We start from the raw sequence: 12,360 nt of genomic DNA on the forward strand, positions 1-12,360 counted from the left end.
CGCTAACATCGGCTCCGGCCACCCCGGACCAGACGGAACCCCACCATGCGACAAGATCCCTTCGGCAATCAGAGCGCGGGCGGCCAGGGCCGTCGTGGCGGTGGGCTGTTCGGCAACCTGCGCTGGGTGATCCTGCTGGGTTTCGCCATCTATGGAGGCTGCTATTACTTCGGCAACCGTTCGGTTGATCCCTACACCGGCGAGAAGGTGCTGATCGACAGCTCGCTCAACGCCGAGGAAGAGAAGGCCATGGGCCTGCAGGCCTACCAGGAGATCCTGTCCCAGGAGCGGCCGGTGGCCCCCGATTCGCAGATCTCCCAGCAGGTGCGGGAAATCGCGCGCCGCCTGATCGCCAAGGTGGATGTGGTCGAGACCGCGCTGGCCCGCGAGCATGGCCTGGAGCCGCAGCATTTCGCCCGTGATTTCGACTGGGAGGTCAACGTCATCCAGTCCGACGAGGCCAATGCGTTCTGCCTGCCCGGCGGCAAGATGGCGGTGTACACCGGGCTGATCCCGGTGGCGCAGAATGCCGACGCGGTGGCGGTCGTGATGGGTCACGAAATCGCCCATGCGCTGCTGCGCCATGGTGCGCAGCGCATGGCCCAGCAGAAGCTGACCCAGATCGGGCAGATGGCCGGCGCGGCGGGCGGCCTGGATGCGCAGCAACAGCAGATGATGATGTCGGCCATGGGCTACGGCTATCTGCTGCCGTATGCGCGCTCGCATGAAACCCAGGCCGACGAAGTGGGCCTGATGCTGGCCGCCGCGGCCTGCTTCAATCCCGAGGAAGCGGTGCCGCTGTGGGAGCGCATGAGCGCCAACAGCGGTGGCCAGTCGCCGCCGGAGTTCTCGTCGACGCACCCCAACCCCGGCACCCGCATCCAGAACCTGCAGGCGCTGATGCCCAAGGCAATGCAGTACCGGCAGCAGTTCTGCACCGAAGCGGCAAGGTAGGCGGTCCACCCCGCGACCGGGTCGCCGGCACATGCGGGGTGTTTTTCCCTTTGGTTGATGGCGGTGGCCGATGCAGGGCCTTGTCGTACGCGTCGTGATGGCGCTGCTGTGCGTGGTGATGGCCAGTGCATGCAGCCGGAGCAACCACCGTGCATCGGTCAACGCCGGTCGGTACGGTGACGTGCAAGTGGTGGCACCGCAGGGCGAGCCACGCGGTGTGGTGATCTACTTCGCCGAGGGCGCGCAATCGTCCGCCCGGGAACGGCCATTGCTCACCTCGCTGGCGCAGGGTGGTGCATGGGTGGCGGTGGTGGATTCGACGGCGTACCGGCAGCGCCTGGGCGGCGCGCCATCGACCTGCAGGAACATGGCCGACGATGCGGCGTTGTTGACCCAGAAGCTGCTCAAGCAGGCACGGGCGCAGCAGTTCTTCCTGCCGTTGTTGGTCGCGCAGGGCAGGGAGGCCGCGTTGGCCCGCGCAACCGCCGCCGGTGCCGCGGCGGGCGAGTTCGCCGGGGTGCTGGTGACACCGGGCGCTCCGGAACCCCTGCCCTGCACGGGCGGTGGGGATGCCGTCGCGGTCGAGTCGGTGCCGGCCGAGGCGGTGGTTTCCCGCGCACTGGAGACGATGGCGCGCCCGGACGGCACGCAGCGGCTTCCCCTGATCGAGATGGCGGTCGCCGGCAGCCGTCGTCTGGCAGTGGTGCTCTCCGGCGATGGGGGCTGGCGTGACCTGGACAAGGGCATTGCCCGCGAGCTCAACCAGCGCGGCATTTCCGTGCTGGGTTGGAACAGCCTGAAGTACTTCTGGGCCGAGCGCAGCCAGCAGCAACTGGGTGCCGATCTGGGCCAGGCCCTGCAGACCTACCGGCAACGTTGGGGGGCAGACGACGTCGCGTTGATCGGTTACTCGTTCGGTGCCGATGTATTGCCGTTCGCTTACCCGCAGCTACCGGCCGATCAGCAGCAGTCGGTGCGTTTCATGTCGTTGCTGGGCCTGTCCCATGGGGCCGCGTTCGAGGTCCGGGTAGGTGGCTGGCTGGGGTGGGGGCGTTCGCGCGAGACGCCCGTGCTGCCCGCACTGGAGCAACTGCACGCGATGCCGCTGCAGTGCATCTACGGCACCGATGAGAAGGACAGCCTGTGCCGCGACCTGCGCGGCAAGCCTTTCATCCAGACGGTGGAGCGGCCGGGTGGGCACCATTTCGACCGTGACCCGGTGGCGTTGACCAGTATCGTGCTGCAGGCCTGGGACGCAGCCCCGCAGCGATAGGAGCGGGCTTGGCCGCGAAGCCGATGGCCTCTGGGATTGCAGTAGCCGGCGTTGGCGGAAGGATTCCCGGCTTCGCGCCTGAAGGCGCTCCTACGGCTCGGAGGTTTCCACGCGGACCTGCAGGGTGCCTTCGGCCAGGCGGGCCTGCAGGCGATCACCGGGTTGTGCCTGCGCGCTGGAACGCACCAGGGCGCCGTCGTCGGCGCGGGTCAGGATCGAGTAACCACGGGCGACGGTCGCCAATGGGCTCACCGCCTCCAGTGAACGGGCGATGCCACGCAGGCGCAGTGCATCGGCTTGCAACTGGCGGTTGATGGCGGTCTGCGCACGTGGCGCCAGGGCTGCCAGCCGTTCCTTCAATGCCGCCAGCCGACGCTGCGGCTGGGCGCCGCGCAGCACGGCGGCCGCATGCGCCAACTGTGCCCGGCGACGCTCCTGCTTCTGTCGCCAATGCGACTGCAGCCGCGCAAAGGCAGCCTCCTGCCGATGCCGCAGCAACGCCAGCCGTGCCTGCGGGCCCTGGGCCTGCAGGCGCAACGCGGCGCGATCGGCGCGCTGCATGGCCTGGCTCAGGGTGTGCACCTGCAACTGGTTCAGCCGCTGCGCGAGCCGGCGCAGACGCAATGCCAGGTCGCGCTGGTCGGGTACCAACAGCTCGGCGGCGACCGACGGCGTGGGCGCGCGCAGGTCGGCGGCGAAATCGGACAGGCTGAAGTCGGTCTCATGGCCCACCGCCGAAACCACCGGGGTGGTGCTGGCGGCGATGGCGCGGGCCAGCCGTTCGTCGTTGAAGGCCCACAGGTCTTCCAGTGAACCGCCGCCGCGGGTCAGAAGGATCACGTCGTAGCGGCCGCTGGCATCGGCCTGGCGCAACAGCGAGGTGATCTGCGCGGCGGCGGTTTCGCCCTGCACCAGCGAAGGCAGCAGTTCCACTTCAAGCAGCGGGAAACGCCGGCCAAGCACGCTCAGCACGTCGCGCACGGCGGCACCGGAAGGCGAGGTGATCACCGCCAGGCGGCGCACGTGCGCCGGCAGCGGGCGCTTGCGCCCGGCATCGAACAGGCCCTCGGCTTCCAGGCGTGCCTTCAGCTCCTCGTAGGCACGGCGCAGCGCGCCTTCGCCGGCTTCCTCCATGTGGTCGAGGATCAACTGGTAGTCGCCGCGTGCCTCGTACAGGGTGAGCCGGCCGCGCACCAGCACGCGCATGCCTTCGCGTGGCACGAACTTGAGCCACTGGCTCTTGGGCTTGAACATCGCCGCGCGGACCTGCGCGCGGGCGTCCTTCAGGGTGAAGTACAGGTGCCCGGAGGACGGGCGGCTGACATTGCCCAGTTCGCCTTCCACCCAGACCAGCGGGAAGCTGCTCTCCAGCAGGTCACGCGCCAGCGTGTTGAGCTGGGCGGGGGTCAGGACGTCGGCACTGCGGTTCATGGTTCAGCGGTTGCGGCGGTGGAGCGGGCGGCCATGGTCGCATGGAATGCTGGCGGGCTCACGCCGCCGGCGGGTCGGCGTCATGGTGGCGCTGCAGCGCCCACTGCACGTGCTCGCGGACCAGTTCGGAGGCGTGGTTGCTGCGCGTTTCCAATGCCTGCCGCGCACTGGGCGAGGGCGCGGCATTGCCCAATGCCACGGCGATGTTGCGCAGCCAGCGCTCGTGGCCGCTGCGGCGGATCGGGCTGCCCTCGGTACGGCGCAGGAATTCATCCTCTTCCCAGGCGAACAGTTCCGGCAGCGTGGCCGTGTCGAGGTTGTTGCGTGCGCGGAAGTCCGGCTCGTCGGTGCGCCGGGCGAACTTGTTCCAGGGGCAGACCAGTTGGCAGTCGTCGCAGCCGTAGATGCGGTTGCCCATCAACGGGCGCATTTCCAGTGGAATGGCGCCGTCGTGCTCGATGGTCAGGTAGGAAATGCAGCGCCGCGCATCCAGGCGGTGCGGGGCGATGATCGCCGCGGTCGGGCAGACGTCGATGCAGCGCGTGCAGGTGCCGCAGTGCGCGGTGGCCGGCACATCCACCGGCAATGGCAGGTCGACGTAGATCTCTCCGATGAAGAACCACGAGCCGCCGTTGCGGTCGATCAGGCAGGTGTGCTTGCCGATCCAGCCCAGCCCGGCGTTGCGCGCCAGGGCACGTTCCAGCACCGGCGCGGAATCGACGAACACGCGGTAGCCGAAGGGGCCGATTTCGGCGGCGACCCGTTCGGCAAGCTTCTGCAGGCGGTTGCGCATCAGCTTGTGGTAATCGCGGCCCAGGGCGTAGCGCGCCACGTAGGCGCGGTCGGCGTCATCAAGGGTGGCCCAGGCCTGCGCATCGTCCTTGTGGCCATAGTCCAGCCCGACCGAGATCACCCGCACCGTGCCGGGCAGCAGTTCCTGTGGGCGCGCACGCAGGGTGCCGTGGCGGGCCATCCAGTCCATCGTCCCGTACAGGCCCTTGCCCAGCCAGTCGGCCAGGTGCGCCTCATCGTCACGCAGCTCCACGCCACTGACACCGCAACGCTGGAAGCCTGCTTCTCGTGCCAGTTGGCGGATGCGCAGCGACAGCTGCGCCGGGGTGGCGGTGGAAACGGCTTCGGACATGGCGCAAGTATAGAATCGGTGGCATGTCAGAGCCCGTGCAGATGTTTGATACCGCCGCCGCCCGTCGCATCGACGCGCAGGCGACCGCCGCCCTGGGCGGCGATGGCTACGTGCTGATGCAGCGCGCCGGGCAGGCCGGCTGGCACTGCGTGCTGCAGCATTGGCCACAGGCGCGGCGCATCGTGGTGGTGTGCGGGCCGGGCAACAACGGCGGCGACGGCTACGTGTTGGCGCGCTTTGCCCGCCAGTCGGGGCGCGATGTCCGGGTGCTGCACCTGGAGGACGCCGCGCCGCGTACGGCCCTGGCGCAGCGGGCCTGCACCGATTACCTGGCCGTGGGCGGGCAGGTGGAGCTGTCGATCGATTGCCTGCAGCAGGCGGATCTGGTCGTCGACGCATTGTTCGGCATCGGCCTGCCGCGCGCGCCGCAGGCCGCGGACGCGGCCCTGATCCAGGCCATCAACGAAGTGCCCGTGCCGGTGTTCGCGCTGGATGTTCCCAGTGGCGTGGACGCCGTGTCCGGCGACGTGCCGGGCGCGGCGGTGCGCGCGGTGCGCGTGCTGCAGTTCATCGTGGCGCACCGTGGCCTGCATACCGGCGCGGCGCTGGAATGCGCCGGGCAGCGGCTGCTGGCCGATCTGGACGTGCCGGCGGTGGCATTCGAAGGGGTGCCGCCTGCCGCCCTGCGGTGGGCGCGTGGCGTGCTGGCTTCGCAGTTGCCGCGCCGGCGCATCAATACCCACAAGGGCGAGTCCGGGCACGTGCTGTGCGTGGGCGGCAACCTTGGCAGCGGGGGCGCGGTGATGCTCAGTGCCGAGGCTGCACTGCGCAGTGGTGCAGGGCTGGTCAGCGTGGCCACGCAGGCAGCGCACGTGGGGCCGTTGCTGGCGCGCTGCCCCGAGGTGATGGTCCATGCCGTGACGTCGGCGCCCGCGCTTGCGCCGCTGCTGGCGCGCGCAAGCGTGGTCGCCCTGGGGCCGGGGCTGGGCCAGGATGATTGGGCACAGGCGTTGTGGTCGGTCGCAGTGGATGCAGGCAAGCCGCTGGTGATCGATGCCGACGCGCTCAACCTGCTGGCGGCCGCGCCGCGCGTCGTACCGCACGCCATCCTCACCCCGCACCCCGGCGAGGCCGCGCGCCTGCTGGGCTGCGACACGGCCGGTATCCAACGGGACCGGTTTGCCGCCGCACAGGCCCTGGTCGAACGCTACGGCGCGGTGGTCGTACTGAAAGGCGCGGGCACCGTGGTGGCGGCGCCCGGGCAGGTGCCGCGGGTGATTGCCGCCGGCAACCCCGGCATGGCCGTCGGCGGCATGGGCGACCTGCTGACCGGTGCGATCGCCGCATTGTGCGCGCAGGGCCTGGCGCTGTTCGATGCCGCCAGCAGCGGTGCACTGCTGCATGGGCTGGCCGGCGATGCAGCGGCGGCCGAGGGTGAGCGGGGGCTGTTGCCACGCGACCTGCTGCCGCATCTTCGGACGTTGGCCAATCCATAATGGCGGGCATGAACGAACTGTTTCTTCCCGAAGCCGACAGCACCGACCTGCTCGGCCGTGAGCTGGCCCGCACCCGTCCGTCGCAGGCGGTGGTCCATCTGCAGGGTGACCTGGGCGCGGGCAAGTCCACGTTGGCGCGGGCCCTGCTGCGCGCGCTGGGCGTGCAGGGCGCGATCCGCAGCCCCACCTATACGCTGATCGAACGCTACCCGCTGGCCAACGGCGAAGCTTGGCACCTGGATCTGTACCGGATCGGCAGTGCCGGCGAACTCGATTTCCTCGGGCTGGACGAAGGGGCGGCCGATCTGTGGCTGGTCGAGTGGCCCGAACGGGGCGCTGGCGGGTTGCCGCCGGTGGACCTGGTGATCGGGCTGGCCATCGACGGCAATGGCCGTCGGGCGGTGCTCCAAGCCCGCAGTAATGTCGGGTCTGACTGGCTTCTACGACTGCGTGAAAGCCCCGACTTGCAGCCCCTTTTTACCCCCTGACCATAGGAAAGTCGGGCAGGTTGCGGATTATTAAGGGAAAACATGTTGCAATTAGGGGATTCCGGTGATTGAATCCGCCCATGACTACGGGAAACCGCCTGTTCGCATCGTCTATCGTCGCCGCTGGACTGTGTCTGGCCGCGAGCTTCTCCGCGTGGGCGGGTGAAATCCGCGGGGTCAGCCTGCATACCGGTGCCACCGGCACCCGCGCCGAGATCCAGTTGGCTGGCGGTGGCAGCTACAAGACCCTGAGCCTGGCTGGCCCGAACCGGCTGGTCATTGATTTCCCTGATTCCTCCGCGGTGCGCGGACTGCGGCTGCCGGCCGCTGCCGGCGTGGTGACCGCTGTACGCACGGGCAGCCCGACCCCGGGCACGTTCCGCGTGGTGTTCGACCTGGCCGAATCGGTGGCAGCGTTCAAGCCGCTGATGCAGGGGCAGGGCGCCGAATCGAAGTTGTCGATCGAGTGGCCGGGTGAGGCACCGGTGACGGTTGCGGCGAGCGCACCGGCAACCGCCGCGCCGACGACTCCGCCTTCGCCTACCGCGGCCGCGCCTTCCAGCGCCGAGGCACGTGCCGAGGCGGCCCGTGCCACCGCCGCGTTGACCGCAGCAGTCAGCCGCCAGGCCGCGACGCCACCGCCGGCACCTGCGCCGGTCGCCAGCGCCCCGACCCCGGTGACCACGGCGACGGCCTCACCGGCGGCCATTCTCAATGCCCAGGCACCGGTGACGCGTGCACCGCAGGCGACGGGCCCGAACGTGGCCCAGGCGACGACGCCGGTCACGCCGGCACCGACGCCTGCCGTCGTCCCCGAACCGCCGCGCCCGTCCATGCCCAGCGATGCCGCGCGCATCCGCATGCAGCCGGGGATGCGCAATCTGGTGGTGGCCATCGATCCGGGCCACGGCGGCCAGGACCCGGGCGCGATCGGCCCGACCGGCAAGCGCGAGAAGGACGTGACGCTGGCCGTGGCGCGTGAGCTGGCCCGCCAGGTCAACAACACCCCGGGCCTGCGCGCGTTCCTGACCCGCGACACCGACGTGTTCATCCCGCTGCCGATGCGTGCCCAGCGTGCGCGCGCGGCCAAGGCCGACATCTTCATCTCGATCCACGCCGATGCCGCCGAGAACCGTTCGGCGACCGGCTCGTCGGTGTACGTGCTCTCGACCAAGGGCGCGTCCTCGCAGCGTGCCCGCTGGCTGGCGGACAAGGAAAACGCGGCCGACCTGATCGGCGGCGTCAGCCTGAGCCGCACCGAAGGGACCCTGGCCAACGTCCTGCTGGACTTGGCCCAGAGCGGCAACATGAAGGCCTCCGAGGATGCCGCCGGCCACGTGCTCGGTGGCCTCAAGCGCATCGGCAACAACCACAAGCCGAATCTGGAACGGGCCAACTTCGCGGTGCTGCGCACCTCGGACATGCCGGCCATGCTGGTGGAGACGGCGTTCATCTCCAACCCGGACGAAGAGCGCCGGCTGGTCGACCCGGCCTACCAGCGCCGCATCGCCGGCGCCGTGCTCGACGGCGTGCACACCTACTTCAGCCGGCAGCCGCCGCCGGGTACGCTGTTCGCGGCCCGTGCCCAGGCCGAGATGGAAGCCGCTGCCGGTACCGTGGCCGGCGGCAGCAAGTAAGTCGCGCCGCTGGCGTCGCCGGACACGGCGACGCGGCCGGGCTCGGCTATCATCGTGCCCATGCATGATGTCCTCCTGATTCCCTCCGTCTTCTCCTTGTCGCTGCGTAGGTCATTGCCGGTACCGATGGGAGGTGCCGCATGAACAGCATTCGTCCGCTGCCCGAGATCCTGATCAACCAGATCGCCGCGGGCGAGGTGGTGGAGCGGCCTGCATCGGTGGTCAAGGAACTGGTGGAGAACGCACTGGACGCCGGTGCCACCCGCGTCGACATCGACCTTGAAGAAGGCGGTGTACGGCTGATCCGCATCCGCGACAACGGCGGTGGCATCGCCGCCGAACAGCTGCCGCTGGCGGTGTCGCGGCATGCCACCAGCAAGATCGCCAGCCTGGATGACCTGGAATCGGTGGCCACGCTGGGGTTCCGCGGCGAAGCATTGCCGTCGATCGCCTCGGTCAGCCGCTTCACGCTGGCCTCGCGCCGCCCCGATGACGAGCACGGTGCTGCCCTGCAGATCGAAGGTGGCAAGCTGGGCGAGGTGGCCCCGCGCGCGCATGCGCCGGGCACCACGGTGGAAGTGCGCGAGTTGTTCTACAACGTGCCGGCACGGCGCAAGTTCCTGCGGGCCGAGCGCACCGAGCTGGGGCATATCGAGGAATGGCTGCGCTCCTTGGCGCTGGCCCGTCCCGATGTCGAGTTGCGCGTCTCGCACAACGGCAAGCCCTCACGCCGATACAAGCCCGGTGACCTGTACTCCGATGCACGCCTGGGCGAAACGCTGGGCGAGGATTTCGCGCGCCAGGCGCTGCGGGTGGACCACAGCGCCGCCGGCCTGCGCCTGCACGGCTGGATCGCGCAGCCGCAGTATTCGCGCGCCAGCACCGACCAGCAGTACCTGTACGTCAACGGCCGCTCCGTGCGCGACCGCAGCATCAGCCACGCGGTGAAGATGGGGTACGGCGACGTGCTGTTCCATGGCCGCCATCCGGCCTACGTGTTGTTCCTGGAGCTGGACCCGACCCGGGTGGACGTCAACGTGCACCCGGCCAAGCATGAAGTCCGCTTCCGCGATGCACGCCTGATCCACGACTTCGTCTATCGCACGCTGATGGACGCGTTGGCTGAAACCCGTGCCGGGCTGGAGCCGTCGGCGATGGGACAAACCGCCGCGCAGGAAGCGCCGGCCGGAGCGGCACCGCTCAGTAGCGGTGGCGGTTACGGCGGCGGCTACGTGTTGTCGCGCCCCGGTGGCAGCGTCGGCAGCAGTGGCAACTGGCAGGCGCGGCAGTCGCCGCTGGGCCTGCCGGTGGCCGAAGCGCCGGCCGCCTACGCGGCCTTGTACTCGGCGCCGCCGGCTGGGCAGGTGCAGGCGCCGGTCGACGCCGGTCCCGCGTTGCCGCCCACCTCCAGCGACAGTGGCGTGCCACCGTTGGGTTATGCCATCGCCCAGTTGCATGGCATCTACATCCTGGCCGAGAACGCCGAAGGCCTGATCGTCGTGGACATGCATGCCGCGCACGAACGGATCGGCTACGAACGCTTGAAGAACGCACACGATGGCATCGGCCTGCACGCCCAGCCGCTGCTGGTGCCGATCACCCTGGCGGTCGGCGAGCGCGAGGCCGACACCGCCGAGCAGGAAGCGGCGACGCTGGCGGCGCTGGGCTTCGAGATCACCCGTTCCGGTCCCGGTTCGCTGCACGTGCGCAGCATTCCGGCACTGTTGGCCAACGCCGAGCCGGAAGCCTTGCTGCGCGATGTGCTGGGCGACCTGCGCGAGCATGGGCAGAGCCGGCGCATCGCCACCGCGCGCGACGAGCTGCTGTCCACCATGGCCTGCCACGGCGCGGTGCGCGCCAACCGGCGGCTCACGATTCCGGAAATGAATGCCCTGCTGCGCGACATGGAGATCACCGAGCGCTCGGGGCAATGCAACCACGGCCGCCCGACCTGGGCGCGCTTTTCTCTGGCTGAAATTGATCGCTGGTTCCTGCGGGGGCGTTGATGAAGACATTACGGGGCTGTGCCGTGCTGCTGGCCGCGATGGTGCTGGCCGCGTGCGGCAAGCAGGAGGCGGCCAAACCGCCGGTCGCGGTGGATGCGAACTTCGCCCATGACAACGAGCTGTGGCGCGAAAGCCGCCTCACCGAGCTGCTCGCCCCGGATGGCTGGACCAGCCTGGTCGGCCTGCACTGGCTTGAACTCAAGGCGCATTACATCGGCAGCGGCAGCACCAGCGGCATCCGCATGGCGATGGGGCCGCCACGCATGGGGCTGCTCCAGCGCGAAGGCCAGACCTTCTGGTTCACCCCCGAGCCGGGCGTCTCGCTGAAGGCCAATGGCGCGCCGATCACCGGACGCATCCCGCTGCTCAGCGACGATGCCGAGCAGCCCACCGCGATCACCTTCGACGACGACAAGGGCCTGCTGACCCTGATCCATCGCGGGCCGCGCTACGCGCTGCGGCTGAAGCATGCCGATGCGCCGGCGCGCCGGCATTTCGGTCAGCTGACCTACTGGCCGGCGGATCCGTCCTGGCGTGTCACCGCCCGCTTCGTGCCGCATGACGCCAACAAGACGTTGCCCATCGTCGACATCACCGGCCTGACCACCGACCTGCCCAACGCCGGCGCGGTCGAGTTCGAGCGCGATGGTCGCACCTGGCGGCTGGAAGCGCTGGGTGAACCGGGGCGTCCTTTGCAGCTGATCTTCGCCGACCGCACCAACGGCCGCGGCAGTTACTCGGCCGGCCGCTTCATTGATGCCGAGGCCCCCGACGCCAAGGGCGAGGTGGTGGTCGACTTCAACCGCGCCTACAACCCGCCGTGTGCATTCACCCCATTCGCCACCTGTCCGCTGCCACCACCGGAGAACCGGCTGGACCTGCTGGTCGAGGCGGGCGAGAAGGCGTACGCCAAGCCGGCGACGGAGGCCGCACCATGAGCCACTGGATGACGCGCGCGGCCTCCGCGTTGCTGGGTTTCAGCCTGTTCTGCGGTGTCGCCTACGCGGCCCGGCCGGCCGCCACGCCTGCCGCCGCGCCGGCCTATGTGCCGCCGACGCCGTTGTTGTGGAAGGTCAGTGGCGGCAAGGGTGCCGAACTGTACCTGCTGGGCTCGTTCCATCTGTTGAAGCCGGATGACTATCCCTTGTCGCCGGACGTGGACCAGGCCTTCGCTGCCTCCAGCCGCCTGTTGTTCGAACTGGCTCCAGAGGAGATGGCGTCACCGGCGCTGGCCACGCAGATGATGCAGGCCGCGATCCGTCGTGATGGTGGCCAGCTCAAGGAGGAGCTCGACGCCGAGACCTGGCGCCGGCTGCAGGCGTGGGGCGCGGGCAACAGCATGCCGGTCGAGCGCCTGGTAGGCCTCAAGCCGTGGTTCATCGGCCTGACCATCAGCCTGACCCAGATGGCGCGACAGGGCCTGGACCCGCAGGCCGGGCTGGACCGCCATTTGATGAACCTTGCGGCCAAGGCCGGCAAGCCGGCCGCGGGCCTGGAAAGCGCGAGCTCCCAGATCAGCATGCTCGACGGCATGAATGCCGATGAGCAGCGCCAGCTGCTGCGCGAGGCGCTGGAGCAGGTGGAGAAGGGCGACCAGCAAAGCCGTCGCCTGCACGATGCGTGGCGCCGTGGTGACGACGTCACCCTGTGGCGGGACATGGCGTCGGAAATGAAGCGCACCTACCCGGGCCTGTACCAGCGCATCAACGTCGATCGCAATGACGCCTGGCTGGCGCCGCTGCAGCAGCGCCTGCAGGACGGGCAGGGCACCACGCTGGTGGTGGTCGGCGCGTTGCACCTGCTCGGCAGTGACGGCGTGGTCGAGAAGCTGCGTGCCAAGGGCTACAATGTCGAGCGGATCTGCTCGGCCTGCAAGGGCCGCCCGTAAGCGCGGCGGGTGTGCCAGATACAGAAAAGGCCGACGCTTGCGT

At 69.4% G+C, this 12,360-nt stretch carries 10 protein-coding genes; 8 read left to right on the forward strand and 2 right to left on the reverse strand.

Annotated features, from left to right (window positions below; genetic code table 11):
* Positions 1-45 precede the first annotated feature (45 nt).
* Both VA603_RS03555 and VA603_RS03560 read left to right on the forward strand, forming a co-directional pair.
* Entirely contained in the window at positions 46-954 is a 909-nt protein-coding gene (locus VA603_RS03555; protein ID WP_192286098.1) for a M48 family metallopeptidase, read from the forward strand.
* A 70-nt stretch (positions 955-1,024) separates the two neighbouring features.
* On the forward strand, positions 1,025-2,227 hold the full coding sequence (locus VA603_RS03560) for a virulence factor family protein (protein WP_323437937.1): 1,203 nt from the start codon (positions 1,025-1,027) through the stop codon (positions 2,225-2,227).
* A 90-nt stretch (positions 2,228-2,317) separates the two neighbouring features.
* Here VA603_RS03560 and xseA read toward each other — a convergent pair whose 3' ends face one another.
* Positions 2,318-3,658 carry an exodeoxyribonuclease VII large subunit gene (gene xseA, locus VA603_RS03565; RefSeq protein ID WP_313254623.1) on the reverse strand — a complete coding sequence of 447 codons (1,341 nt, stop codon included), beginning with the start codon at positions 3,656-3,658 and terminating at the stop codon, positions 2,318-2,320.
* A gap of 58 nt (positions 3,659-3,716) precedes the next feature.
* Positions 3,717-4,802, reverse strand: coding sequence for a tRNA epoxyqueuosine(34) reductase QueG (queG, locus tag VA603_RS03570; RefSeq protein ID WP_323437938.1), 1,086 nt, complete (start codon positions 4,800-4,802; stop codon positions 3,717-3,719).
* Positions 4,803-4,825: 23 nt separating this feature from the next.
* Between queG and VA603_RS03575 the strand changes: the two genes are divergently transcribed.
* The 6 genes from VA603_RS03575 (at position 4,826) to VA603_RS03600 (ending at position 12,317) form a co-directional block, all read left to right on the forward strand.
* On the forward strand, positions 4,826-6,298 hold the full coding sequence (locus tag VA603_RS03575; RefSeq protein ID WP_323437939.1) for an NAD(P)H-hydrate dehydratase: 1,473 nt from the start codon (positions 4,826-4,828) through the stop codon (positions 6,296-6,298).
* A gap of 8 nt (positions 6,299-6,306) precedes the next feature.
* On the forward strand, positions 6,307-6,786 hold the full coding sequence (tsaE, locus tag VA603_RS03580) for a tRNA (adenosine(37)-N6)-threonylcarbamoyltransferase complex ATPase subunit type 1 TsaE (protein ID WP_323437940.1): 480 nt from the start codon (positions 6,307-6,309) through the stop codon (positions 6,784-6,786).
* Positions 6,787-6,866: 80 nt separating this feature from the next.
* On the forward strand, positions 6,867-8,423 hold the full coding sequence (locus VA603_RS03585) for an N-acetylmuramoyl-L-alanine amidase (RefSeq protein ID WP_323437941.1): 1,557 nt from the start codon (positions 6,867-6,869) through the stop codon (positions 8,421-8,423).
* A 140-nt stretch (positions 8,424-8,563) separates the two neighbouring features.
* A complete protein-coding gene (mutL, locus tag VA603_RS03590; RefSeq protein WP_323437942.1) occupies positions 8,564-10,429 on the forward strand; it encodes a DNA mismatch repair endonuclease MutL in 1,866 nt (621 codons plus the stop codon).
* A complete protein-coding gene (locus VA603_RS03595) occupies positions 10,429-11,367 on the forward strand; it encodes a DUF1684 domain-containing protein (protein ID WP_323437943.1) in 939 nt (312 codons plus the stop codon). Before mutL ends, VA603_RS03595 begins: the two co-directional genes overlap by 1 nt.
* Complete coding sequence (locus VA603_RS03600; RefSeq protein WP_425603650.1) at positions 11,364-12,317, forward strand: TraB/GumN family protein; 954 nt, start codon at positions 11,364-11,366, stop codon at positions 12,315-12,317. Before VA603_RS03595 ends, VA603_RS03600 begins: the two co-directional genes overlap by 4 nt.
* Positions 12,318-12,360 lie beyond the last annotated feature (43 nt).

Source organism: Stenotrophomonas capsici (assembly GCF_034961085.1).
Classification (GTDB): Bacteria; Pseudomonadota; Gammaproteobacteria; order Xanthomonadales; family Xanthomonadaceae; genus Stenotrophomonas; species Stenotrophomonas capsici.